This is a genomic window from Carboxydocella sporoproducens DSM 16521 (genome assembly GCF_900167165.1).
Taxonomy (GTDB): Bacteria; Bacillota.
In genome coordinates this window covers 43,507-68,881 of record NZ_FUXM01000003.1, presented here as the reverse complement: position 1 = coordinate 68,881, position 25,375 = coordinate 43,507, and the positions used below count along the sequence as shown (strand labels likewise).

29 protein-coding genes are annotated in these 25,375 nt (G+C 50.9%); all 29 read right to left on the bottom strand.

The window, feature by feature from the left end:
- Positions 1-41: 41 nt before the first annotated feature.
- Complete coding sequence (locus B5D20_RS02030) at positions 42-656, bottom strand: response regulator transcription factor (protein WP_078664566.1); 615 nt, start codon at positions 654-656, stop codon at positions 42-44.
- 38 nt (positions 657-694) lie between these two features.
- Positions 695-1,840 carry an N-acetyl-alpha-D-glucosaminyl L-malate synthase BshA gene (gene bshA, locus B5D20_RS02025; RefSeq protein ID WP_078664565.1) on the bottom strand — a complete coding sequence of 382 codons (1,146 nt, stop codon included), beginning with the start codon at positions 1,838-1,840 and terminating at the stop codon, positions 695-697.
- Positions 1,841-1,843: 3 nt separating this feature from the next.
- Positions 1,844-2,581: a bacillithiol biosynthesis deacetylase BshB1 gene (gene bshB1, locus B5D20_RS02020; protein WP_078664564.1), complete on the bottom strand. Its 738-nt coding sequence runs from the start codon at positions 2,579-2,581 to the stop codon at positions 1,844-1,846.
- A complete protein-coding gene (bshC, locus tag B5D20_RS02015) occupies positions 2,556-4,133 on the bottom strand; it encodes a bacillithiol biosynthesis cysteine-adding enzyme BshC (RefSeq protein WP_078664563.1) in 1,578 nt (525 codons plus the stop codon). The genes bshB1 and bshC overlap by 26 nt, the downstream gene beginning before the upstream one ends.
- A gap of 74 nt (positions 4,134-4,207) precedes the next feature.
- Complete coding sequence (locus B5D20_RS02010) at positions 4,208-4,570, bottom strand: YlbF/YmcA family competence regulator (protein WP_159071910.1); 363 nt, start codon at positions 4,568-4,570, stop codon at positions 4,208-4,210.
- A 37-nt stretch (positions 4,571-4,607) separates the two neighbouring features.
- A complete protein-coding gene (locus tag B5D20_RS02005) occupies positions 4,608-5,771 on the bottom strand; it encodes an ABC transporter permease (protein ID WP_078664561.1) in 1,164 nt (387 codons plus the stop codon).
- A complete protein-coding gene (locus B5D20_RS02000; protein WP_078664560.1) occupies positions 5,743-6,447 on the bottom strand; it encodes an ABC transporter ATP-binding protein in 705 nt (234 codons plus the stop codon). The genes B5D20_RS02005 and B5D20_RS02000 overlap by 29 nt, the downstream gene beginning before the upstream one ends.
- Before the next feature lie 12 nt (positions 6,448-6,459).
- Positions 6,460-7,659, bottom strand: coding sequence for an ABC transporter permease (locus tag B5D20_RS01995; RefSeq protein WP_078664559.1), 1,200 nt, complete (start codon positions 7,657-7,659; stop codon positions 6,460-6,462).
- A gap of 20 nt (positions 7,660-7,679) precedes the next feature.
- Entirely contained in the window at positions 7,680-8,177 is a 498-nt protein-coding gene (locus B5D20_RS13965; RefSeq protein ID WP_078664558.1) for a hypothetical protein, read from the bottom strand.
- A 15-nt stretch (positions 8,178-8,192) separates the two neighbouring features.
- On the bottom strand, positions 8,193-8,804 hold the full coding sequence (locus B5D20_RS01985) for a Fe-S-containing protein (protein ID WP_078664557.1): 612 nt from the start codon (positions 8,802-8,804) through the stop codon (positions 8,193-8,195).
- Positions 8,805-8,860: 56 nt separating this feature from the next.
- Positions 8,861-9,844 carry a M56 family metallopeptidase gene (locus B5D20_RS01980; RefSeq protein ID WP_078664556.1) on the bottom strand — a complete coding sequence of 328 codons (984 nt, stop codon included), beginning with the start codon at positions 9,842-9,844 and terminating at the stop codon, positions 8,861-8,863.
- 1 nt (position 9,845) lies between these two features.
- Positions 9,846-10,280: a BlaI/MecI/CopY family transcriptional regulator gene (locus tag B5D20_RS01975; RefSeq protein WP_078664555.1), complete on the bottom strand. Its 435-nt coding sequence runs from the start codon at positions 10,278-10,280 to the stop codon at positions 9,846-9,848.
- 114 nt (positions 10,281-10,394) lie between these two features.
- Positions 10,395-12,098: a methyl-accepting chemotaxis protein gene (locus tag B5D20_RS01970; RefSeq protein WP_078664554.1), complete on the bottom strand. Its 1,704-nt coding sequence runs from the start codon at positions 12,096-12,098 to the stop codon at positions 10,395-10,397.
- A 132-nt stretch (positions 12,099-12,230) separates the two neighbouring features.
- Positions 12,231-13,433, bottom strand: coding sequence for an ABC transporter substrate-binding protein (locus B5D20_RS01965; protein WP_078664553.1), 1,203 nt, complete (start codon positions 13,431-13,433; stop codon positions 12,231-12,233).
- Positions 13,434-13,599: 166 nt separating this feature from the next.
- The gene (locus B5D20_RS01960; RefSeq protein WP_078664552.1) at positions 13,600-13,776 is read right to left on the bottom strand and encodes an aspartyl-phosphate phosphatase Spo0E family protein; all 177 of its coding nucleotides are present in this window, start codon (positions 13,774-13,776) and stop codon (positions 13,600-13,602) included.
- A gap of 78 nt (positions 13,777-13,854) precedes the next feature.
- The gene (locus tag B5D20_RS01955; protein WP_078664551.1) at positions 13,855-15,117 is read right to left on the bottom strand and encodes a D-alanyl-D-alanine carboxypeptidase family protein; all 1,263 of its coding nucleotides are present in this window, start codon (positions 15,115-15,117) and stop codon (positions 13,855-13,857) included.
- A gap of 166 nt (positions 15,118-15,283) precedes the next feature.
- A complete protein-coding gene (locus B5D20_RS01950) occupies positions 15,284-15,724 on the bottom strand; it encodes a pilus assembly protein TadG-related protein (protein ID WP_078664550.1) in 441 nt (146 codons plus the stop codon).
- Positions 15,711-16,079, bottom strand: coding sequence for a TadE/TadG family type IV pilus assembly protein (locus tag B5D20_RS01945; RefSeq protein WP_159071911.1), 369 nt, complete (start codon positions 16,077-16,079; stop codon positions 15,711-15,713). Before B5D20_RS01945 ends, B5D20_RS01950 begins: the two co-directional genes overlap by 14 nt.
- Before the next feature lie 20 nt (positions 16,080-16,099).
- Positions 16,100-16,273, bottom strand: coding sequence for a hypothetical protein (locus B5D20_RS13780; RefSeq protein WP_159071912.1), 174 nt, complete (start codon positions 16,271-16,273; stop codon positions 16,100-16,102).
- Positions 16,274-16,292: 19 nt separating this feature from the next.
- On the bottom strand, positions 16,293-17,150 hold the full coding sequence (locus B5D20_RS01940; RefSeq protein WP_078664548.1) for a hypothetical protein: 858 nt from the start codon (positions 17,148-17,150) through the stop codon (positions 16,293-16,295).
- Complete coding sequence (locus tag B5D20_RS01935) at positions 17,147-17,962, bottom strand: type II secretion system F family protein (protein WP_159071913.1); 816 nt, start codon at positions 17,960-17,962, stop codon at positions 17,147-17,149. Before B5D20_RS01935 ends, B5D20_RS01940 begins: the two co-directional genes overlap by 4 nt.
- The gene (locus B5D20_RS01930) at positions 17,946-19,172 is read right to left on the bottom strand and encodes a TadA family conjugal transfer-associated ATPase (protein WP_078664546.1); all 1,227 of its coding nucleotides are present in this window, start codon (positions 19,170-19,172) and stop codon (positions 17,946-17,948) included. Before B5D20_RS01930 ends, B5D20_RS01935 begins: the two co-directional genes overlap by 17 nt.
- Positions 19,100-20,374, bottom strand: coding sequence for a CpaE/TadZ family protein (locus tag B5D20_RS01925; protein WP_242946682.1), 1,275 nt, complete (start codon positions 20,372-20,374; stop codon positions 19,100-19,102). The genes B5D20_RS01930 and B5D20_RS01925 overlap by 73 nt, the downstream gene beginning before the upstream one ends.
- Positions 20,375-20,397: 23 nt before the next feature.
- The gene (gene cpaB / locus B5D20_RS01920) at positions 20,398-21,057 is read right to left on the bottom strand and encodes a Flp pilus assembly protein CpaB (protein WP_159071914.1); all 660 of its coding nucleotides are present in this window, start codon (positions 21,055-21,057) and stop codon (positions 20,398-20,400) included.
- Positions 21,058-21,064: 7 nt separating this feature from the next.
- The gene (locus tag B5D20_RS01915; protein WP_159071915.1) at positions 21,065-21,703 is read right to left on the bottom strand and encodes a M23 family metallopeptidase; all 639 of its coding nucleotides are present in this window, start codon (positions 21,701-21,703) and stop codon (positions 21,065-21,067) included.
- Positions 21,675-23,507, bottom strand: coding sequence for a VirB4 family type IV secretion system protein (locus tag B5D20_RS01910; protein WP_143311771.1), 1,833 nt, complete (start codon positions 23,505-23,507; stop codon positions 21,675-21,677). Before B5D20_RS01910 ends, B5D20_RS01915 begins: the two co-directional genes overlap by 29 nt.
- Positions 23,438-24,064, bottom strand: a complete 627-nt coding sequence (locus B5D20_RS01905; RefSeq protein WP_078664541.1) for a hypothetical protein — start codon at positions 24,062-24,064, stop codon at positions 23,438-23,440. Before B5D20_RS01905 ends, B5D20_RS01910 begins: the two co-directional genes overlap by 70 nt.
- Positions 24,048-24,368, bottom strand: a complete 321-nt coding sequence (locus B5D20_RS01900; RefSeq protein WP_078664540.1) for a hypothetical protein — start codon at positions 24,366-24,368, stop codon at positions 24,048-24,050. Before B5D20_RS01900 ends, B5D20_RS01905 begins: the two co-directional genes overlap by 17 nt.
- Complete coding sequence (locus B5D20_RS01895) at positions 24,346-25,365, bottom strand: type IV secretion system protein (RefSeq protein WP_159071916.1); 1,020 nt, start codon at positions 25,363-25,365, stop codon at positions 24,346-24,348. Before B5D20_RS01895 ends, B5D20_RS01900 begins: the two co-directional genes overlap by 23 nt.
- Between the last annotated feature and the right edge of the window lie 10 nt (positions 25,366-25,375).

Below are 25,375 nucleotides of genomic sequence, written 5' to 3'. Positions count from 1 at the left end.
TGACCGGGAAGGGCAAGAAAAAAACAGGCCTGCGCCTGTTTTTAACTGGATAATCCATTTTGCAGGGCCAGCAAAACCAGCTGGGTCCGGTTTTTGGCCCGTAATTTTTGTTTGATATTGCGGATATGATTGCGCACTGTTTTTTCGGAAATGATGAGAAAACCAGCGATTTCCTTATCGGTATAGCCTTTAGCCAGCAGGGACAGGACTTCAATCTCGCGGCGACTGAGACTGCTCAGGCCAGTGCCCAGCAGGGTAGTTGGCAATAACAGGGAAAGCTGTTCAAATTCCTGCAATAGCTTGCAGGTGAATTCGGGATAACGGACCCCCTCTCCTGCCAGCGCTTTCTGCAAAGCCTTTTCGCCCAGGTTCTCGCCTTCAATATAGATAACCTGCTGCTCTCCCCCAAAAAAGATGACAATATAGGTAATCTGTGGTTGCATTTCCCGCAGTAACCTTACTGATTTGAGCATATTTAAACCAGGCAAATCCACATTGAGCAAGAGCAGGTCGGGCTTTTTCTCGCGGATAACCACAGCCAGTTGAGGCAAGTCCCGCACCACCGCCAGCAAGGTCCAGCCGGTCTCTGGATGCCGCTGTTTTCCATCCCAGTGGCTGCTCAAGGGTTCAGCACAGATCAGGGTGCGTACAGCCAATTTTTTCTCCCTCCTCCCGGGGGTGGGTCTAACTCATTTTATGACTGTCCCCGGGAAAGGGTGTTGCGCAAAATGCCCAGATAGTAGTTTTCATAACAAGTTACAATCTCTTTTTCCCTGAAACGGTTCAGAGCCTGCTGGCGGGCTGCTTCAGCCATCCGACGATGTTCTTCCTCATTCTGCAGGAGGGCTATGGCCCGCCGGGCCATGGCTTCCACCGCCCCCACCGGTTCGATGATGCCAGTCACTCCATCTGTAACCACTTCCGGCAGCCCACCGGTGTTTGTGGTCACCACCGGCACTTCACAGGCCATGGCCTCCAGCGCCGCCAGGCCAAAACTCTCCTTGGCAGAAGGCAGTAAAAAGAGGTCACTGATGGATAATAGCGGTACAACAAATTCCTGCTTGCCCAGAAAATGCACCCGCTCCAGAACGCCCAGCTCCTGGGCCAGGTACTGGGCGGCACTCCGTTCCGGCCCATCCCCGATCAGCAACAACCGGGAGGGTACCTGTCGGTTGACCAGGGCAAAAATCCGCAGCACATCAGGAATGCGCTTGACTTCACGGAAATTGGAGATATGGCAAAGGATCTTCTCGTCAGGCCGGGCATAAAAAGCCCGCCGGGCCGGACAGAACTGACGCCGGTAGATTTCCGGGTCAACGAAGTTGTATATCACCTCAATGGGCTGCTGATAGCCAAAAACTCCCGCAGCCTCCTCGGCCAGGGCCCTGGATACAGCGGTTACCCCATCACTGGCCTGCAGGGAAAAGCGCACCACTTCATAAAGCTGCGGTTCCTGTCCCACCACTGTAATATCTGTCCCATGCAAGGTAGTGACCAAAGGCAAATTCCGCTCCTGAGCCAGCATGGCTTTGGCCAAATAGGCACTAACAGCATGAGGAATGGCATAATGGGCATGTACCAGATCCAGACCCTTCGTTCTGGCCACTTCATAAATGGTGCCGGCCAGGGCCAGATCATACGGGGGGAATTTGAACACCGGATAATCTACCGCTGTAACTTCATGCAGGAAAAGATTTTGATGAAAACTGCGCAAACGAAAGGGTCGCTCATAACTGATAATATGCACCTCATGCCCCCGTTCAGCCAGGGCTTCTGCCAGTTCGGTAGCTACTACACCACTTCCACCATATGACGGATAACAAACAATGCCAATCTTCATTCCTTACCTCCATATTTCCAGCGGATCTGTCAGGACCAGGGGATTTTTAACCAGAAATCCTTCCCCGAATTCAGCACCAATTTTTGCCCCCCAGAAGCGACAGCGGGTCTCGATCAAATAGGGAAAATGTCCATTTAATCTGGTCGGCAGCCAGCGATTTTCCCGAAAAAACTGGGAACGATGAGCCAGTACCGCTTCCCGTTTGGTTTCATACTCCTCACTGATATCTATGATAAATGATGGATCCGTTTCCCGGTTGATGAAATAGTAAACTATTTCCCGGGGCCGGTAAGGCTCCAGTTCCGGCAGCACCTTGCGCAATCCAGCCTCGAAATGGGCCCGTTCGGCCAGCTGGCTGGCTGCCCGGTGATCAGGATGGCGATCTTCCCAGTAAGGCACCAGCAACAGGCGGGGCCTGACTTGCCGTATGAGGCGCACCAGGGCCGCTACCTGTTCCGGGTCCAGCGCCAGCCCTCCGTCCGGTAACTGCAAATTGATCCGCCAGGTGGCTCCCAAGATTTCTGCTGCCCTCCGGCTTTCTTCCCGTCTTTCCTCCACTGTTCCATTAGTTCCCTGCTCCCCACGGGTCAAATCGGCAATGCCGAATTTTATCCCTTCTTTGCCCCAGCGGGCCATTAGCCCACCAGAGCCGATTTCCGCATCATCAGGATGAGGTCCTACTACCAGAGCCTCTACCTCTACTAAAGCTGCTTCCCTATCCCTGGTATAGATGATATCCATCTTCACTGCCTCCCAGTTCCAGATAGTAGTGTTGCCCCCAATCAAGAGGTGCATGCAGTAAATGATGCAGCCAGCCTTTACCCCAGCGGCTCAAAAACCAGGTCAGATTCAACACCCGTTCCTGCCTTTTTCCTCCCGGCCAGAGGGTCTGGCGGGCCGCTAGCAAAGCATCTATCTGCTGACGGTATTGCCGCCGCAACTTCTGCTCCACTTTGCCTTTTAAATAATCCAGCTGATAAGAAATATAATTCCAGTTCCTGGCCTGCAGTAGTTCCAGTTCTGGCTCCAATTGAGCCAGATGGGTGAAAAGCTCAGCATGTTCTTTCTGCCAGCGCTCCCGCAAATCTGCCAGTAACTGTTCATGATTCCACCCTGCCCGACTGGCCAGGCGAAGGTCAATTTCCTGCTGCTCCAGTTCAGCCAGCTCTGGCAGGGACAGCTGCCACTGGTTCAGTACCTTCTTCTGCTCGGGTTCCACCAGTGTCACACTCCAGCGGGGCAATAAAATGGGCATGGTCTGGCCAAACAGGTGATAGACCTCCCGCAACTGAGCGTAGTAGGCCAGCTCTCCCGGTCCTGCTACATAGGCTACTGTTGGCAGCAGCCGGTCCTGGGCCAGCGGTCGGGTAGCCACACTGCAGCTGAGGCGCACCGGTTCCTGGACAGCCAGCTCCAGGCCGAAGGTCAATTCCTGTAGCGTCAGGGCAATCCTCTCGTCATTCTGCAGATAGAACAAGCCGGTCCGGTCTGGAGCCATTGCTAGAGCCGGTTGCCAGCCGGCAGCAGCCAGCTGCTCTCCCGCCTGACAGATTAAGGCGGGAATCTCTGCCCCTTTGGCCAGGGTCTCCTGCCAGAAGGGTTGTAAAGCCTGGCGCAGTTCCGGCAACATGGGGTCTACGATCACCAGACCCTGCTCTCCCAGCAAGCGAGCCAGCAGGCGCGCAACCCAGCCAGCAGGTGACCCCGCCCCCTTGAGAGCCGCTGCCAGCCATTCCCCCGTTTCCGTCCGTCCTGTTCCTTCCGGCAAACAGCGAATCATCTCCCAGATGGTCTGTTCCATCGCCATCGTCATAGCCAGCAGCCCCGCCGGCTTGCGTCCAGCTCCGGGCGGATCGGGCCAGCGCCACTGCCGCCCGGGCCAGTAACAGTGATTGATTTCCAGCCAGTCATGGTCCTCACTGGCCAGCCAGAAAACAGGGATTACCTTACTCTGTTCCCGCTCAGCCAGCTCCCGGGCTGCTTTGAGTACAGCCAGTGCCTTGTAAATGGTATAAAGGGGACCGGTAGCCAGTCCAGCCTGCTGGCCGGTAACTATGGCCACCGTACCCCGTTCCGCCAGGGAGCGAGCATTTTCTACCGCTTTTTCTCCGGCTCCCAGTTCCCGTTGAAAGCGGGCCAGAGGCTCACTAACCACCGTCCCCAGCCGATAACTGTCAATCACCCGTTTCAACTGCTGCCGCCAGTGCTGGGGCTGGCGCCAGTCCAGGTCAAACCTCCAGGCCAGGCTAGCAAAATCATGTATGTAATGCTCAGCAATGGTTCTTTTCTTCATCCAAAGCCCTCTTTTCCAACTGATGTTATAATCAAATTTTAGCACCGGGGCCAGAAAAAAACAAACCGAAAGCTTTAGCTTCCGGTTTTCATCTGTTTTTCCCAGTCCATATCCAGGCCCACTGCTTCTCCAATGATCTTCTGAATATCAAACATCAGCCGGCTAAAAGCATATTCTGCCTGAAAAAATTCCGCAATATCCCGGTTAGCCGCCAGCAGGTTAAAGAGATTCTGGAGCTGGCTCAATTCCTCCTCAATTTTTTGCCCCTGTAACTGCCTGGCCTGGATTTCCAGCTGTTTCTGGCGAAAATCTACAATCCGCTGCCAGGTTTCCTTATCTTTTTCCAGTTTTTCTTTAATTTTAGTATAGCTCAAAAATTCAGGAGATGCTTTTAATGCCCGGGCCAGCTCATAGGCCTTGTCATAGACATTGACCATGGCAATAACCTCCTTCCGCATATATCTTAGCATATGCTCAGAGGTAGCGTAAAGCCTCTGCCGGGTCCAATTTTGCCCCTTGCCGGGCTGGCCAGTAACCAGCCGCCAGGCCCAGGAAGATAGCACCTGCCAGCATCATTAAAGCTAGCTGTGGGTACCAGGCAGTAAGTTCCAGTCCTGCCACCAACCTGGGTAAGACCAATCTGGCTGCCAGGATGCCCAGCCAGTAGCCTGCCACAGCGCCCAGGGAACACAAAAGCGCCGCTTCCAGCAAGAAGATGCGGATAATATGCTGTTGACGGTACCCGATGGCCCGCAATATACCGATTTCCCTGGTCCGCTCTTTAACTGAGGCTAACTGGTTGGCTATTACCATCATTCCAGCCACCAATACTACCAGCAGGGTTATCAGCAGGCCAAATTTTTTCACCCGCTCCAGCAGTTCCAGCCGGGCTGTCTCCACCTGCCGCAGCAAGCGCACTTCTGTATCCGGCAATAGGGACGCCAGCCTCGAACGCAGCTCCTCCTGTTCTGCCATACTGGTCTCTTGATTGCGAAAAGCCAGTACCTCTACAAAACTCAAGGCTCCAGTCTGTCCGGCGACTGCCTGCAGGTCAGAAATGTTCATGAAGAGCAGCCCGTCCTCCTCCTGACCAGTGGCAGCCAGAATCCCGGTAAGTGTCACCCACCGGTCTTTCACCTTAAGGCGCTGACCTATTTGCCAGTTTCTGGCCCTGGCCAATTCTGCACCGGCTGCAGCTTCACCGGCAGCCCGGGGCCACTGACCCTGGATCTGCCAGTAATTGCGGATCTGGCGTTCTTCCTGCCATTTTAACCCTACTACCAGATTGTTCTCTCCCTCCACCGGCAATGAGGCTAAGAACTTGGGAGCAATAACTTCCAGCTCTTTTTGTTTACCTAAAACCGACAACAACGAGAGGGGTAAGTGCTTTACCTCATAGGTTACTTCTGCCCCCACCGGCATCCCGCCATAGGTATAGTTCCACTCCTCCTGTCTGGGAACAATCACCAGCCGGGTCCCATTGCCCCGCAGCTGGCGGCTGAGGTCCGTTTCCATCATCCAGGTTATGGCCAGCAGGGCTACAACTGTAGCTACTCCAAGAGCCAGCCCCAGCAGGATGAGCAGGGTTTTACGAAATCGGCGGCGCAAATTATTGAGCGCAATATCCCAGAGATTCATGCTTTATCACCTTTTCCACCAGGCCATCACGGATCAGCAGCGCCCGGTGCATATATTTCAATGTCTCTAAGTTGTGGGTGACCATAATAATGGTCTGCCCTTCCCGATTCAATGCCTGAAACAGTTCCATTATTTCCTGTCCGGTTTTGCTATCCAGGGCCCCGGTAGGTTCATCAGCAAAAATAATCGGCGGCTGGTTGACTATAGCCCTGGCGATGGCCACCCGTTCCTGTTCACCACCGGACAGCTGATTGGGCAAACGATTCAGTTTATTTCCCAGTCCTACTTTTTCCAGCACCAGGGCGGCCATATCCCGTTGCTCCCCTTTGGGCCGGCCGCTGATGGCCAGAGGCAACATAACATTTTCCAGGGCGGTCAGATAAGGCAACAGCTGAAACTGCTGGAACACAAAACCAACATATTCGCTGCGAAAATCGGCCAGCTGCTCCTGGTCCAGGCTGTAAACATCGATACCATCTATTTCTAGCTTCCCCGATGTAGGTGGGTTCAATCCCCCTAAAATGCTGAGCAAAGTACTTTTCCCTGAGCCGGAAGGCCCAATGATGCCCAGGAATTCTCCGGCTTCCACATTGAAACTGGCCTCCGCCAGGGCTATAACCTTATCCTCACCGCTACTATACTCTTTACGCAATTTTTCCGCCTTGATTAAAGCCATCTCTTTCACCCCTTATAAATACCGCAAAGCTGTGACCGGATCCAGTCGAGAACCCTGCCAGGCCGGCCAAAAAGCTGCTAGCAGCCCTAACAGCAGGGCACCGCCCATACTGATTACAGCCACCAGCGGGTCCCAGGGAACCGGAACTTCCATCCCGGCCACCAGAGGGGCACCCAGACTAGCCAGCAAAGTGCCACTGCCAAAGCCAGCCACGCCAGCCGCCAGCCCCAGTACCGCTGCTTCGGTGCAAATAATTGTTATGATATGGCTGCGCCGGTACCCGATGGCCCGTAAAATCCCGATTTCTCTGGTTCTCTCCTTCACTGCTCCAGACATAGTCAACAAGACCATAACTGCTCCCAGGAACAGAATCAACCCGGCCAGAGCCAACGCAAAAAGGGCAAACCGTTCCACAATGGCCTTGCGGGCCTCCACTGCGGCTTTTACCGCCATTACTCTGGTGCCTGGCAATTTTTCCGTCAATTGTCGTACGATATCGTCAATGGGACAGGTATTACAAAGAGCTGCCAGTTCCAGGAAAGTAACCTTTTTTTCTTTGCCGGTCAGCTTCTGCATGGTAGTCAGATCCAGCCAGAGGGCCCGGTCTTCTTCCCCACCAGTAGGCTCAATTACCCCTTTGATGCGGAGAGTCTGTCCTTTTACCTGCAGGGTTTGGCCCACATCCAGTTGCCAGCGTTCAGCGACCGCTGCTCCCAGCAAAACCTCATCAGCTTGCAGCTCAATCACCGGAAATTTAGGGGCATATTGTACGGGCTGACCTGCAGGGCTAATTCGGATTTGCCACCATTTCTTTAGCCGCAGCTCCGCCGGAAAGCGCACTCCTATGCCCAGCACCCGTCCGCGTTCACTGTTCAACACGCCCAGCAGCTTGGGGGCCACCACAGCAATGCTTTCCCGGTTTTTAATAGTACGCACCTGTTCAGCCATCGTTTCCGGCACTAAATTTTCCTTCACTACCGCCCCCGGCAAGCTCACCCCACCATAGCTGAAACTTTGCCTGTTTTCCGCTGGCAATATCAGGATATTGGCCCCAATCTGGTCAAACTTGTCCCCGATCTCCGTCCGCATGGAAGTAGTGAGCAAATATAGCCCTACAACGGTGCTTACACTTAGGACCAGGCTTAAAAGCAAAAAGAAAGTGCGCCCCTTCTGGCGACGCAGATTATTGAGCGCAATGGTTAACAGTCCCATAAGCTGAGCCTCCTGTAGCTCTACTGAATTTCGCTGACCTGTCCGCCACGCCAGGCATAACTCTTTATTTTAGCCCCGTTCTTGAAAATATCCACCTGAATATGACAGCCAAAATCCTGCACCCGGGCATCTACCTGGCTGTTATCCCCGGTCTGCTGGCGATAAAAACTTAAAGCCTGCTGCTTGATCTTCTCCAGGTCCGCAGCGCCCAGCCGGGTTCCGCCACCACCGCAGCCCCCACTGCCACAGCCACCACCGCTAACAACAGCACTGCCGCTGCCACCACAACAGCCGCCGCCTCCCGCCGCAGGATAGGCCAGTTGCTGGTAACCATAGTTGTCGGATTGGAATTGGGCAGGGTAGAAGTTGTTAATTGCATTATCTTTCAGGTTATACCAGATTTTGACCCCTAACAAAATCGCTCCTGTACTGACCAGAAAGATGATCCAGTAAAAAATCCGCCAGCGTTTTTCGGCATCCTGGTCTACATCTTCCACCAAAATGATCCTGTCTTCCATGAACAAACCCCTCCTTTATACCCGCGGTTGCCAGGCCCGCAGTTCTTTTTCATCAAAGACCATCTTGCCATCCTTAACTTCATACTTTACCTCATCGGGAGGATAGGTCAGGCAGCCACCACTAACCCCTTTCAGATCTTCCAGGGTCCAGCGGGTACCACAGACATTGCAGACCAATTCATTTCCTTCAATATGGAAGCTGGTTCCAGAACAGGGTTCGCAGAAAGATACTGCTCCTACAACCCGGCCAGACGGAGCCACATAGGCAGTAATAGGCAAGGAATTGAAAGTGGTGCCATTGGGCAAAGTCACTTTCTGGTTAGGAATTTCAAACTTTACGATCTTGTTGTTTTTTACCAGCTCCAGATCAAGATAGATTTTCCCGTCCTTGAATTCCGGTTGAACCACAGTTTGTTCTATTTTCTGCGCAGCGTCATAAGTCACCTGGGTACCAACATTATAGGTTCCCACATTAGCCTTATCTGTAGCTGCCGTCTGACTGGACGTCTTTAGCGCCACCGCTCCCCCTACAATAGCCAGGGACAGAACAACCGCTGCCGGCAGCAGCCAGCTATTCTTTTTCTTACCCTGTAATACCATGGACTTTTTGTCTACTCTTTTTGCCATTTTGGTCTCCTCCTTTTACATCGCGTAGTATATTGTCTTGTTAAAAAGGTGGCCTCTTAGCAAAAAAAGATCAGAAGGCCACCTGCCATCATCCAGATAGTGCCAAGGGCCAGTAACCCCCAGCCCGCATGTCCAGGTAGTTGTTCCTCTTCCAGCAAAGCCTCTATTCTTTGCTGCAGTTTGCCTTTGCCTCCCAAACGCGCAAGGGGCAAAAAGTTATCCAGGGCGAGACGCCAGCCACTTAAAGGCGTGTTCAATCTTCTGGTTTTTAACAGGGCCTGGGCCAGGGCCAGGGGATTAGCCCCCAGGTTGCCCGCTTTCCCATCAGCCAGTTGCTCTTTAAGCTGTTCCCAGTGACGAAAAACCAGGGGGGATAGGCCGGTAAACAACAACAAATCCCGCAATAACACCAGCAGCCAGGTACGGCGGTTATCACCCCTCTGACAGTGGGCGATTTCATGGGCCAGCACCGCTGTCAGCTCTTCCTCATCCAGTTCGACCACCAGCGGGCGGGAGAGGATAAGCACCGGCTGCCAGAATCCGCTGATAAACGCCTGTCCCAGGGGCAAATCGGTCAGTATCACAGCTGGAGGTTTAATGCCAGCTGTGTTTGCCAGATAATTGACTTTACTGAGAATCCCCCGGTAGTCTTCCTGCAAATAACCATAGCGGTTAATCAGGCGACGGGTTAGGATCAAAGCAGCTCCTGCTTTTACAACTCCGACCACCAGCGCTACCAGAAATAGCGGCGTCAATATCACCGCCAGGGCCGTCCCGGCCTGACAAAGCCAGCTCTGTAGCCGCCCAGGCCAACCAGCTATTCCCTCCGGGCCCGCTACCAGGACACAGCTGCGATTGAGCTGAAAAAACATGCTGATGCCGTAAATCACAAACGGTAGCAAGAGAGGGGTTAACCACAGCCTTTCCAGCCAGACTCTGCCCAGTTTTTTATCACTAAGCCGGTGCCAGAAAAGCACCACCGGCACTGTGATCGGCAAGCCAAAGGCAGCATAGATGAGCAAAGGATGCAGCTTAGACAAACTATTTGCCTCCTTTAGCTCGTCGCTCCCGAATCAGCTGTTCCAGCTGGGCCAGCTTTTCTTCATCCTCGTCCTGGATTTTCTCCACCAGGTGGGAGAGAACGGGCTGGGCAAAATCGGCCAGCAAACCATCTAGCACCAGGGAAACTACTTTTGTTGTAAATTCCTCGCGGGAATATACGGGAGAGTAGAGATAATAATTGGACTCCTGGGTCTTTTGCAGCAGTTCCTTCTCAGCCAGCCGACTCATAATGGTCATGACGGTGGTGTAGGCGATAGAACGGCGCTCCCGCAGTTCTTCATATACTTCCCGTACTGTAACCGGACGGTCATGCTGCCAGACAATCTCCATGATTTCTGCTTCTAATTCCCCCAGTACTTTGCTCAAGCCAGTTTTATGAGGTTTGAACTCTATTCCCAGTTTGCGCCAGAACATTTTCTCACCTACCTCCTTGGCTTTCTATAGAAATTATACTTCCTCGCATTACTACAAGCAATAGTATAAATGTGAACATTTTGTGGCGGTTTTCACCGCCACATATCGCAGGGTCTATTTGACTTGAAAGCGACTGGTAATGCTTTGCAAGCGATCAGCCAGTGATGACAGCATACCTGCTGATGCAGCCACTTCCTGGGAAGAGGCGGTCTGTTCCTCGGCAGCAACCGCCACCTGCTGGGCACTGGCCGCTGTCTGTTCGGATATGCTGGCAATGTTTTCGATAGCCTGCACAGCCACATCGCCGCCTTCCGCCATCTGGTCAGTAGCCTGAGTCACAGAGGCAATCTGGTTATTGACCTTATTGATAGCCTCGATAATATTTCGGAAAGCCAGGACTGCGTTCTGGGCGATGGCCGTGCCCTGCTCTACTTCCTGCCGGCGCTCTTCCATGCCCTGCACTGCCTTTACCGTTTCACCCTGAATTTCTTTAATCAGGCCCGAAATCTGGGTGGTGGCTTCAGCGGATTGTTCTGCCAGCTTGCGCACCTCATCTGCCACTACAGCAAAACCGCGGCCATGTTCACCGGCCCGGGCTGCCTCAATGGCAGCATTTAAAGCCAGTAAATTGGTCTGCTTGGCAATACCGGTAATCACATCTACGATCTTGCCGATCTCCTGACTTCTGTTGCCCAGAGAGCTAATCTGGTTAGCAAATTCAGCAACTGACTGATTGATATGGGCCATTTTTTCCATTACCTGCTCAATGGCTTTTTCCCCGGCCTGGGCACTTTCATCCATCTCCCGGGCCGCAGACAAAACGCCATGGGCATTGGCCGCAATTTGCTGGGCCAGTTTGGACATTTCACTGATAATATTGGCTGTATCCTCCACGCTCTTGGCCTGACTTTCTGTCCCCTGGGCCACCTGATTGATGGTAGAGGCAATCTGCTCGGTAGTACGACTGGATTCTTCCGCCGCTGAAGATAATTGCTGGGCTGAGCCCGCCAGCTGGTGGGCAGTTTCATTCACTTCCTGGAAGGCCTGGCTCAGGCGCAACAGCATGCTGTTGAAATTATCCGCCAGATCCCCCAGTTCATCCTTGGTGGTAACAGGGACCCGCACTGTCAAATCCCCCTGCTCCGCCCGGGACATAGCCTGCTGTATGGCCTGCACCGGTCGGCTGAAATGACGGGCGACATACCAGGCCAGGACATTGGCCATCAGCTGGCCAAACAGGAGGGCCCAAATGAAATTCCAGATTAAACCATTCAATTTGGCATCATAGTCCCGGTGGTCACTGCCGATAAAAAACATACCGATAGTGCGACCATTTTCATCTTGCAAAGGAAAGTAGGCTGTCTGCAGTTTTTTGCCCAGTACGTCAGCTTCCCCTTGAAATTCCTTGCCAGCCAGCACCTGTCGGGCTATCTCCGGTGCGGCCTGGGTGGAAATTATGCGCCGACCGAACTCATCCCGGATTGTAGTGGCAACTCTGGTATCCCCCAGGAAGAAGGTAACCAGGCACTCGGTTTTATCCCGCAAATCATCAACTAGCCGGTCATTGTAGGAGATCTGAATATTCCCCTTGTACAGGAGGCCATTTTCCACCCGCCAGGGCCCTGGATATAACACATCCAGGTAAGCCAGTGCCATCCTGCCATTATGTCGCAATCGCTCCTGAACAACAGCTGCCAGCTCCTGTTTTTCCTGATAAACCGCATAGATACCCATGGAAACCGCTGTGATGAAAACGGCAAACATCAAGACAACAGCCAGTTTCCAGCGAAAATTCAAGCGCAAACGCCAGAGCTTCATCTCCCACACTTCCCTTCGCTTGTTCAGGTTTTAACAGTTGACACATTCGACATTTATCCCTGAAATCCTGCTTTTTGTTGACAGAAAAAAACAACAGCCCACTACCTCTCACTGTAGTGGGCTGCCTTTCTCTTAGGGCTCTACGATGGTCTTCAGTTTCTGCTTGCCATCCACAAACTCGATGATAAAGGCACTCTTGATGGGATTGTGCTTATCATCAAAGGTGATAGTACCGGAAATGCCCTTGAAATCCTTGGTGGCTTCCAGAGCATCGCGAATAGCTTTGGGATCAGCGCTGCCAGCCCGCTTGATAGCATCTGCTACCAGGTAAGCGGCGTCATAGGCCATCGCACCGATGGCATCAGGCAACTCGCCATACTTCTTCTGATAGGCTTCTACATACTTTTTAGACAATTCGTTCTGGCTTTCGATAGAATAGTGGTTAGTGAAGAAAGTATTGTTCAGCGCCTTGGCCCCAGCTACTTCAACCAGAGTCGGGGAATCCCAGGCATCCCCACCGACGATGGGCAGGTTCAGGCCCAGCTCCCGGGCTTGTTTGATGAAGAGAGCGGATTCGTTATAGTAACCAGGGAGATAGATAATATCAGGATTCATTTGCTTGATTTTGGTCAGGATAGCCCGGAAGTCAGTATCCTTGGCCAGATAGGCTTCTTTGCCCAGAATCTTACCGCCTTTTTCGATAAAGTTCTTCTCAAATTCAGCAGCCAGATCCTTACTGTAGTCGGTACTGTTATCCACCACAATTACCGCAGTCTTGGCCTTCAGAGTGTCAATGGCAAAAGCAGCACCAACTTTACCCTGGAAGGGGTTAATCATACAGGTCCGGAAAACATAGGGATGGGTCTTGCCATCTTTGTCCACTGTTACGCCAGAAGCGGTAGCACTGGAAGGTACCAGGGGAATGCCAAACTGATCACAGATCGGCGCAGCAGCAATCGCATTGGAGCTGGCTGCCGGCCCGATAATGGCCACCACTTTGTCCTGAGTGATAAGCTTGGTGGTAACATTGGCGGATTCGGAAGGTTCACTCTTGTTATCCCCTTCCACCAGGCGAATCTTTTTGCCCAGTACGCCGCCGGCAGCATTGATTTCTTCAATAGCCAGCCGGATGTTTTTAACTGAACCCTGACCGTAGGAGGCAGCATTACCGGTCATCTCAAAGTTGGTACCGATTAAAATCTCGCCGCCACCGGCCTGGTTATCTCCACTCTGCTTTTGCTCCCCTTCCTTGCCAGCCTGGGTGCCGCAACCGGACAGCCCGCTAGCCAGCAAAGCTCCCGCTAACACCAGACTCCACAACTTTTTTCCCTTCATACCCTGAAAATACCTCCTTTGTCTTGTAACAATTGTTTTGTTAGAGCATCTTTTATACAACACTATATTCTACATGTCTTCTAATTTCCCTGCTAAATAGACAGAAAAAACAAAAAAATTCTGAAGGCCGATTCATTTGCCTTCAGAATTATCAGCAGGCTTCTTTTCAACAACTACAAAAAAACTTCTGGCGCTGGTAAAGGTTGATCAATTTGTCCAGCTTACAGCTCTGGTGGTAAACCAGGGGGTGCTGGGTGCTACCCCATTCCAGCCAGAGCTCCTCCAGTTTGCTTCGCTCCCGATCAATCATTTCCAGCAACAGCTCTAAGAATTGTTTTCTCATACCGCTCGCCTCCTTCTAATTCAATTATAGCAGGAAGGCACAACAACAACTGTCGATTTGTGTCAGCAATGGAAAGTTCTAATATTCCGAATCATCGTAATAATAGCGGGAAAATCTGCGTTGCTGACGTCTCTTTTTTCTGGCCAGGGCCAGCAAATAACCTCCGACCAGCACCATCCCTCCTGAACCAAAAAACCACCACTTATATTCACTCCAGACCTGGCCCGTGCTGGTAACAAAACTGGCCCATTTCTTTTTGGCTACTCCTGATTCCGCCACCACTTCCGCCCTGGCCTGCGGTTTATCCCCCAGGAGCAGCACCATTTCCCCCAGCTTCTGGCCTTTTTCTACCGGTGCCTGCACATTATCCAGCAGGTGGGCTGCTCGGCCCCAGCTGGGTAAAGGCTGGTCTTTGGGAACCGTCACATAAAGGTCCTCTTTCAGTACGGCAACCGCTTTCTTCGCTCCTTCACTAACTGGCACTTCTCCCACTTTTTCACCGGCTTTAGCTGCCAGTACAGTTTTGAAATTGTTAAAACCATAATCCAGAAGTGTGGTACAATCGGTCCAGATATTTCTGCCTTCACTGCCCAGGACAACTGCGATAAACTCCTCCCCATCCCTTTGGGCAGAGGCGACCAGGCACTGACGAGCGGCTACAGTATATCCGGTTTTAATGCCATTAGCTCCTGGATAGCGCCAGAGCAGTTTATTGTGATTAATTAACTGCGTCAAAGCCGCCGGATCCTGTCTTTTAATATTAAAAGTCTTGCTGGCCACAATTTCCCGAAAATGGGGATTCTGCATGGCAGCATAGGCGATTAATCCCAGGTCCTTAGGGGTAGTATAATGATCCGGATTGGGCAAACCATTGGGATTGGCAAAATGGGAATTGACAGCCCCTGCCTGACGGGCCCGTTCATTCATCATTTGGGCAAAATTCTCTATCGAGCCACCAATATGTTCAGCCACCGCCGCTGCAGCATCATTGGCGGAATTCAGCATTACAGCATAGAGCAGATCCCGTAAACTAATCTGCTCTCCTTCCTGCAGCCAGATGGCACTGCCTTCCTGTTGCATCGCCCTGCGGCTGACTGTAACAATATCATCTAGATTGCCCTTTTCCAGGGCCAACAGAGTAGTCAGGATTTTGGTGGTACTGGCTGGATAGAGCTTCTGATCCGGGTTTTTACTCCAGATTATTTCTCCCGTTCTGCCATTAATCAGCACCGCGCCTTTACCGACAATCAAAGGTTCCCTGGCAGTCCAGGCTTTGGCGGGCAAAACTGCCTGTCCCACCAGTACAGTTAGAATAAGCCAGACAAACCATTTTCTCAGCAATGATTTCACTCCCCTGCACTCACATCATCCCCTGTAAGTATACCAAAAAAAATAGCCCTTGTTAACCAAGGGCCAGGAGAAAAGTTAGAGGTTGTGTTGGGAGGTTGTGAAGTTGTTCGTATATATTATACCACTTTTTCAGAGCCTGTCTGTCAAATTGTTTACATCAAGGTATATCCTCCAGTACAACCTCGCTCTCTACCCCCAGCGTTACTTTTTCTCGCCAGAAACCCATAAAAACTGGCCTGTATTCCCCTTCCAGGCGACAGCTCAGCCGGGGCGGGCCTTCCGGTTCTATCTCCAGCCTGGTCAGCTTAACATCAGTAAAAACCCAGCCCTCGCGCTCGGCATTGGCAGTCAAAAGCCGCTGAAAATTTTCTTCTGCCTGAACAGGGTCTACCTTTATGGTTCCTTCTTCCTGGATTACATTCATTATTATGGAAGTGGTCAATGCTCCTTCCCCTGCTTTATCAGCGATATGCTGGAGCTGGTTACTGGCAATATATAACATAGAAATATCCGTAACCCAGCCCAGTAACAGCAGTAAAACTGGCAGTAATAGCACCAGCCAGCCTGTATTGGTCCCTTTTTCCTCAACGAAAAACATGTTCACTGATTCCCACCGTTTCCGCCTTGAGCGGGATAGTTATTTCCAGTACATCCTCGATAGCAAACAAGCGCAAGGGATAATCATAGTGCAGGCGCAAAAAAATCTCCTCCTGAAACTGAACCGGCTGCCAGCTGGCTTCTATTCTCACCTGGTCGGGATCGATCCCTCTCAAGTTGAGCTGTTGTCTGACCTTTTCCTCAATCTCCTCTGTCATTCCCCCTTCTACCGCCATTGCTCTGATGCCATAATCCACAACCGAAACCAGGGAATTGTCCACCCCCATGAGGATTCCGCCTTCAAGGATGGCAAACAATAAAAACAGCAGTACTGGCAAGACCAGGACTAGCTCCACATAAGCACTACCCCTCTGCCCTAACGGGGACGGGTGGCGGCAAATTTGTCGATGATGGCCTGAAATTGCTGCACAATTTCCTGGCCAAAAGCGGATAGCACTCCTATCCCAAAAATCACCACCAGGGCCAGATATAAAGCATTTTGCACGAAATCCCCGCGTTCGCAAAGCAGTTTTTGCCACTTCCTGTTCACTCCCTACGCCTCCTTTATCTCAGTTAAGCTGTCGTATTCGTAAAATCAGTTGTACTGTCGGCACTCCAATTAAGATAAACAAATTAGCAAAGAGGATAGCTCCCAGCAAGGCCAGGTACACCGGTTTTTTCTTCAGCTCTCCCCGCAGTTGTTGCCAGCGTATTTTGCGCTGATAACCGGATAACTGGCCAACAGCTGCCCTTATATCTATTCCTCCGCGCATTTCCTGCAGCAACAGGGAAACCAGTACCTGTGCCGGGGCGGTATTTACCCTGGTACCAAATCTGGTTAAGGCCGTTTCCAGCCCTTCCAAATCAGCCTCCTGTTCCAGCTGTTGCAGGTAAGGTAAGAGGGCAGGGCCAGCAAAGCGCTTCCAGTAGGATAAAGTCTGGGCACAGCTAAACCCCGCTCCCAGCAAAACCCTGACCCCATCAATTAAATTGGGCATTTCCCGTTGTAGTTGTTGCCGCTGGCGCAAATAAACACGGCGCTTTTTTATAAGAGGCCAGTGAATGAGCAATATCCCCATCCCCGTCCAGTAAATCAGTATGGAAACTTTATGTTTAAATATGGCCAGTAAGATACCGGTAAAAACCACTAACAACCCCAGTCCGGCAGTTCTTTTTATTTCCCGCAGCAAGGCAGGTTGCAGTTCTCCGCCCAGCCAGTTTAATCTCTGCTTATACCAGTACAGCAAATATTTTTCCATCAATCTGGTAGTCAAATCCTTTTCCTCTGAGGGCAGAAACCCTATGCGCTGGATCAGCTCCAGGCGTTTTTGCTCCCTGGAGTTATAGCTTGTCAGGATTTTTTTTAATATGGTTTTAACCAGCCAGCCGCTGGCCAAAGCCAGCAAAGCAATTAGCAGCTTTATCACCGTGCCATATCCTCCCATTCCTGCGGGGAAACCACCCTGTCTACCAGATAAGCCGCCAGCGCAGTTATAAAAAGCACCAGGGAAAGAGCTCCCTTGCCCAGGGCAGTATCCATTAATAAATAGATGAATTCAGGCTGCAATAGATAAAAGGTCAACAAAAAGCCAGGTACCAGTAAGATTAAAAGCCAGGCCTGGGCGATATAACCTTTTAGTTCCGCCATACCCTCTTCCCTTAAAAGCTGTCGTTCCTGTAAGGACTCTGGCACCTGTAACATGATGTCTTTGATGTTTCCCCCTGTCTGTTCTGCCAGGCTAATAATGCGGCAGAAGAAACGAACATCATCATGGGGAATGCGTTCCTCCAATCGGGCCATAGCTTCATTTGTGGACAAGCCGGCCAGTTCCCAGTCAGCCAGCAATTCCTGCAAGACTGACTTCAGCGGTTCAGGAGCTGTTTGGGCAGTCTGCACAAAAGCATGATAGACATTATTACAAACTCCATATAAAGAAGCCAGCTGGTAAAGGCAAGCTACCATCTGTTCTACCAGCCGTTGTTGCTGGCGAATCAACTGTTTACGATAAAAGAAATAGGGCAATGCTCCACCACAAAAAATCAGAAGAATAACAATGAAATTGCTTCCACTCAAAAAACCAACGCCAGCTCCCAGCAGTACCCCACCCAGCACCAGAACTACCTGTTTGGGAAGCTTCCTGTAAAGGGTGGCAATTAACTCAAGTTCATTTTCACGAAAAGCCCACCAGACCAGCAAACAAGCCGAAACGGCCAAAAACAGCTCAGCTGCTAGCAGCATAAAATCTGTCCTCCTCGAAGTAAAAGACATCCTCCAGCCAGGGTTCCCCCTGCTGGTAGCCCCTGACAGCAGTTATTGCCAGCATCACCCTTTTACCATTACTCAATCTCTTCATGGTAACGATATAATCAAGGGTTTGACAGACCAAACGCATCACCAGTTCTGGATTCAAATCCATACTGTTACGCAATATCATCAATACCAGCCGCTGAATTGCCTGCAAGGCATTATTGGCATGCAAAGTGCCCATACTGCCTTCATGGCCGGTATTCATCGCTTCCAGCAGTTCCAGGGCCTCTTTGCCTCGCACTTCCCCGACAATCAAGCGGTCAGGCCGCATGCGCAATGCATTGAGTAAGAGATCATAAAGAGTAATCGGGAACTCCTTGCTTTTTCTGGCTTCCAGGCTGACTACATGGGGATGAAGCTGCTTCAGCTTCAGCTCATCCACATCTTCAATGGTAACCAGCCGTTCATGGGATGGAATATAGGCACAGATGGAACGCAGAGTGCTGGTCTTGCCCGAGCTGGTACCGCCGACCAACAGGATATTGGCCCGGTTATTCACTGCTTCTCGTAGAAAATCCAGCATTTCCCGACTGCAAGTCCCCAGCTCCAGCAAATTCTCCGGGGTATAAAAGCGCACCGGAAACTTTCTGATGGTAACACAGGTTCCGTGCACAGCAATGGGGCTCAAAACCGCATTTAAGCGACTGCCATCAGCCAAACGGGCATCTACATAGGGATTGGCCAGGTCCAGGCTTCTTCCCACCGGAGCCAGAATTTTACGCACTACATTGATTAGCTGTTCTTCTGAAGCAAACTGCCGACTGGTTTTCTGAATCTGACCATTTATTTCAATATAGATTTCCTGATAGTTATTAACCATGATTTCATTGATATCGGGATTGGCCAGCAAGTCATCCAGCGGTCCATAACCGCAAATTTCCTGGATACAATACTGTTTGATTTTTTCCAGATCGGGGAGTAAATAGCCTGTCTCTCCAGTCAAATAGTCCTGGATGATCTGGGCAACAGCCTGTTTTTTCTCCCGGTCAGTCAGTGAAAGTCCTACCAGCTGGCTGTGATTTTTTAGCAAATAATCCTTTACCTCATTCAGTAAACGGTTATATCCCGTTAATTCTCCTTCGGTATCAGCTTTTTCCAGCCTGGCCTTGGCCAGCTCGGTAAGGAGATCAACGATGGCCATAATCTACCACCTCTTCCTGCTGGCTGAGGCTGATAGGCTGGAAAGAGAGTCCTGAGATTTTCCTCCCAGCTCGCCTCCTTTTCCTTCAGTTTAAACCAGGGATGCTCACCGGCCAGCAAGTGCTCAAATATTTCACTGCCCAGGTCAGGAAAGAGCTTGCCCCAGCGACCGGGCAATATTTCCATCATGGTTGAAAGTGCCGGTTTAACAGCGGCATTGATTCCGTTAGGCCAGTAGTAGATTTTCCCACTATCCATATTCAACCTCTGCCATAATTGCAAGTAGCGTTTGATGGCCAGCAACTGACAATAGTCCTGATTCACCGGAATAATAACTTCACTGGCTTCCTGTAATGCGATATATGTACTTACCAGTTTTAAGTCACTGGCAGTGTCAATTATGATGACATCAAAACAGCTTTTCATTCTGTTGATAAAAGAGCGAAACTGTTCCGGTTCAAACTGGCTGTAACTTTCAGGTCGGCAATAGATCGTCCCGCTGTAGATAATAAGGTTAGGCCAGAGGGGATGGGGCTGCCCCAGAGCCTGAATCCGGCTTTCTTCTCCCGAGCGAATAGCTTTGTGCAAGGGAAACTGTTTGTTTTCCACCCCCAGCCAGTAGGGAGCACACAGATTATTTAAATCCCCATCCAGAAACCCCACATTCAGTCCTTTTTGCGCCAGTGCCAATGCTACCCCGCTGGCCAGAAAGGTTTTCCCTGTACCGGGTTTGGGATTCCAGAAAACCAGAATTTTTTGCTTGTAGACCAGTTTTGGTGCTGGCATCATTTCAGTAACTTTTGGGGCTTCTTCCCCGGGTTCTTCCACCAGTTGCTCCAGCAGCTGCTCCGCCGAGACGGTATCCTGCCAGCTCCTGGGATTAGCAATCAAATCCAGTAAATCCTTCTTTTTAAAGACACCAGGCAGAATATCGTAAATGCCCATTTTTAGCAGGTCATCAGAAGTAACAGGGTTATTTTCATCGGTAATGATATAGATCAGGCGCAGATCCGGATATTCCAGCCGGATCCTCTTACTGGTACGCAGATGAGGATCCAGCTCATCTGCTATAATCACCAGATCTGGCCCGGTTAGCTTGATTTGCTCCAGCACATCTTCGGCAAATAAGGCCAACCCAACCAGTTCCCAGTCTTTTCTTTCCGTAATCACCGGAGCCAGAATATCATCACCGGTAGCCAGCATGATGCGCAAACTTCATCCCTCCCTCACTCCAGGCGGGTACTGCCAGCCAGCACCAGTTCACCCAGGACCTCATAACGCAAAACCTCAGCTACCCGTTTCTGTTCTATTGCCAAAAGCACTGCACCAGGCATGAGGCGCCCACCCTTATCCAGCACGTCTTTTTGTCTCTGCTCAAAGTCCCGCCCCTGATCATCCAGCACCCCCAGTACGGTAATGCCACTGAGCAACGGCTGACTGTACACCAGCCCACTGTTTTTATCCTGCCAGCGCACAAAAATATCCACCTTATCCCCTTTATGTAATCTCCCGCCCAGAGAATTGGTGAGAGTGGCCTTGATCGCAACCACCCTTTGATCCGGTCCGACCTGAAGCTCGCCCTGCCCTGACTTGACGGCGGTTTCACTGATCTGCTGACCGGCCAGAAGAGGGTAAGCAGCTCTCTTTCCTACCAGTGCGCCAGGATTGCGGATCACACCGGGGATGACCCCTTTTCGGGGTATTTCTTCCACTTTCACCGAATCAGCACTAAAGAGCTCACCGGATTTTATATTCCTGGTAGCTACCACGGCAGTTTCCGGCTGAATCATACTATTAACGTATTTTTGCAATAACAAAAAGCTCACAAGAGCAAATAATATAGCCAGCACCAAACTCAGATTCTTTTTTAGAAAACTTTTCTCCACCACCATGTCACCTGTTTCCTTCCCACATTTTCAAATATGGATAGGGGTTGGTAGCCTGTCCATCAATATAAATGCCAAAATGAAGATGGGGCGGAAACCGCCCGGTCGTTCCCACCGGTCCATAACCGGAGTTGCCTGCATACCCCAGAATTTCTCCTTTGCTTACCCTTTTCCCCAGATAAATCCCTGCAGCATAGGAAGAAAGATGGGCATAGTAATAATAGATTCCATCTTCTCCGCGTAAGCCGATACGCCAGCCACCATAAGTATTCCAGCCCAGCTTTTCGATTAGACCATCGGTAACGGCAATTAATGGAGTGCCCCAGAGAGCAAAAATATCAGTGCCCTCATGCTGGCGCTCACCACCAAAACTGCGAGGTGCCCCCCAGGAATCGCTGTAGTTATAGCTACCCAGCACAGGAAAAACATATTTGCCCAGTAGCTGCCCCTTACCCACCTCCTCCCACTGTATCTGTTCCCTGACAGTAGGAAATTCCAGTTTCACTGTTACCCCATTGGCCTCAAGCAGTATCCAGAAAATACAGATATAAACCCCTAAAAACATAAGCAACCCCAGGATCAGAACCAGCAGGAAAAAGCCCAGCCAGCGTTGCTGGCTACCGAGAACAGTAAATTTCATGTTCATATTCACTGGCCACCACATTAATTCCATACTTTTGCATACCATCAGTCATAGCTACCCGCACCAGGGCCTCCCCCCGCCCTGCTTGCTGGATGAATTCCCGCTCAAAATCGGTCAGGCAAAACTGTTGACTGACCTGGTCAAGGGCAGCTTCATGCTGGCGCAGGAGAATTTGCACGGCAGAATTAAGGGCAACCGCTCTGCCCTCCTCGCTAAGCAAAAACTCATCCACATTCTGACTGATGGTAAGTAAACCGGCATTATACTTGCGGCATTGCCTGGCAAAGCGGGCCATAATGCTGGCGGTATCCCGATATTTCAAAAGTAAATGGGCCTCATCCAGTACCAGCCTGATCTTTCTCTGGTCCCGCTGGCGTTTCATTTTACCCCAGCAATAGCCAGCGATTACATAAGCAGCCACTGCCTTCACTTCCTCCTGATCCAGACCCTTCAGGACAAAACAGACCAGAGGGTTTTTGAGATTAAGGTCAGTATGGCAGTTAAAGAGATTTACAGCTCCATAAACCCAGCGATAGAGTCCCTGACACAGGATGCGGGCTTCCGGATCTTCCATTTCAGCCAGCTGCTGATAAACATCAGTCAACAGGGGTTGGCGTCTTTTCTTGCCAACGATAACTATCTCTTCTTGTCCAATAGCTGCCCCCCGGTTCAGGGGCATAGTGCTGCGGGCCTGATAGGCTCTGATGAGGGCTTGCTCCAGTAATCCTCTTTGAACCGGACCAAGTTCCCCCAGCATTAAGCTGAACAGGCCCAGCAACCACTCAATCTTTTCGGCCAGCCCATTGCCTTCACTATCTCCCCAGAGCTCCAGGGGATTGATCCCCGCTCCCTGTTGCAGATCCAGTCTGACCAGTTCTCCCCCCAGTTCAGAGATCAAGGTGCCGTATTCATCTTCCGGGTCGATAACAATCAGGTCATTGCCATACCAGAAATGTTCCCGGGTGATCAGGGTTTTGGTCAAATAAGTTTTGCCGGCACCGCTCATGGCCATAATGGTTATATTGGCATTGGTCAGGGCAAAAGTGTCTATGGCCACCAGCTTACCGGTTTTGGCTTCAATGCCCAGCACCACTCCGGTATAACCGGTACCTACGGGAACATGCAGGGGATTGATGGCTGCCAGTGCCTCTGATGTGAAAGTATGCTGATATTGCAATAGATCCAGGCCAAGGGGCAGGACGGATAGCCAGGCTTCCGGTGCCTGCCAGATAGCCCGCCGGCTGATGATACCGGCACTGCCCAGTTCGGCTTCCACATCCCGCAGGCTGCTTTTTACTTCTTCTTCCGTCTCCCCCTGAACAGCCACATACCAGGAGAGCTGATACATCTTCTGTTCCCCGCGCACTAGACTATGACGCAACTCCTCAGCATCCTGGAAAACCACGGCCTCTTCTGGATCCAGTAAATAGTTCTTGCGGCGGGCATTTTCCAGGGTTGAACCCGCATTCACCTGCTGACGGGCCAGTTTTTTCATGGTGGTCAGCCGATCCAGCGGGACAAGGTGCAGACTGTGCCAGCAAGGTCCAGACCAGCGGAAAAGCCGTTGTAACCAGCCGATGGGCACTTCGTAAGGAAAAGCTAGACAATAAAGGTGCGCCTGATAATAACCATTAATCACCATGGTGCCAGCCAGCTGGTTGTGGCGCGCTGCTGCCGAAGGTAACAGCAGGCGCAACGGAAGAGGATCCTGCTGGGTTTCAGGTCTGGATTTCCGGGTTAAGTCAATGGTTTCTTCAGTTTTATCCATGGTTTTTCCTTTTTGCCATCTGCTAAAAATTTTTGCCACTCTATTTCCTGCCTTTCTGCCAGACCCGGATTAAGGCAACGGTAAAGAAAATCAAAAATTTCGATAGTATTCAGCCGTCTTATCCCGATCCCTTCTTTCCGGGCCAGTTGCTGAACCAGCCGACAGCGTTCATCCAATTCCTCCCGGGCCTGCTGCAAGGCCCCTTCCCTTACCTGGACCGCATCCCAGCCCAGAATCAGATAGATTTTTTTCTCTGCTACCTGTTTTTGCTGAACAGCCTGATAGAGCCAGCGCGCATAGGCTTTTAGCAATTTGATCCTCGATTCCATGAACTCCCGGGCCAGGAGCTGGTTCAATTTCTCCTCCAGGCTGGAAAGATCCACCGGCACGGGACGAACCAGAATTTGTAACGGAAAGTTCAAGCCGTCCATCAAACGGGCAAAAGCCAGGTCAAATTGATGGCACTTTTCCCAATCATAAAGACCCAGGCTGGGAGGTTGAACTTCCAGAATAGCCCGATATCTATCCCTGGATAAAATTACAAGCTCATCCTCTACCCTGGTTATACCCAGCAATTGTTTAATACTTGCCGGCATATTTTTCCCCTTCCCCCCAAACTGCTGGACGCATTTTATCAATCAGAAATAGCAAGGCTATTTTATATAGCGGCCAGCCCCGGGGCTTCCAGAAAACCAGTACCCCGCAGACAAGCATAATCAGAAAAATACTCAATACAAGAACCAGAATGTTTTTGACCAGATAGGTCAGGGCGATAATCAGCAAAATCCCGGCAAAACTCAGGATAACATCAAACCAGGAAATATAGTGGGTACCGTTGGACCAGACTTTGTCCGGATGATTCATGTTGCGCGGAATTTTATAGGTGTAATGCCTGTTCATGCTCAACCTCATCCTTATCCTTGATAGTGCTGGCTACCAGCTTGCGCAGCCAGAAGGGTGTTGCTGCCAGGAAGAGAAACAGGGTTATCCCCAGCAGTGTCTGGGAAATAGCCTGAGGCGAGCGAAATATAACTGTACCAAAGGCCGTTAAAATTAACAGCTGCAGAGGCTGACTGAAAACCCAGGTTAACAGTTCTTTTAACCAATTCCAGAAAAAGTGCTGGGTTTGCGGCCAAATCCAGAGCAAAGCCGCCACCGGTGCCAGCAAAGTGAGCAAATTGATCATGGCCAGGCGCAAAATAATCACAACTGCAGCGAATGTACTGCCAATAGCATAAAGAACCAGCAAAACCAGGTTGATGTTAACCCCTTCCTGTACCTTCAGCCCGGGCAGGAGCTGCTGCAGGGCCCCACCGACAGCATTCAGATTAAATAATCCCTGACACAGGGCACCATTTAGCCGTAAAACCATTTCCACCAGAGCCACAATACCATTGGCCAGCAGCAGGCCAAATAAAAGGCGCGGAATCAATTCTTTCAAAGACCTTTTCGCTGCCATAACCTGTAATCCCGCCTGCCAGAGCAGGCCCGCCCCGTAAAGAGTTAGGACAAATACAGCCAGTAAATTGACGATTAGCAAATAGCTTGTCCACCATTGCTGTAACCAGCCATTGTCCGAGAAGACATACTGCTGATAGCTTAAATAGCTCTGGATAAAAGCTACGATCTGATGGTTAGCTTCGAGCAGGATAGCTGAAAGGATGTAGGAGGTAAGTAAGGTAGCTTCTTGCGGTGTGAGGCCCTGATCTGATGAGATTTTGCTGATGATTTGGTCGATCACTGCACCGGTCACTGCCTCCCCAACAACAGGGGCAGCTGCGCTAATAACTTTTGCTAACCCACCGGCTGCAGGATTTGCCTGCGATTTACTGGCTATGCTCAATAGTATAAAGATGAAACAGAGACCAGTAAACAACAATTTCCATTTTCGCCTCATCTGGCCCATG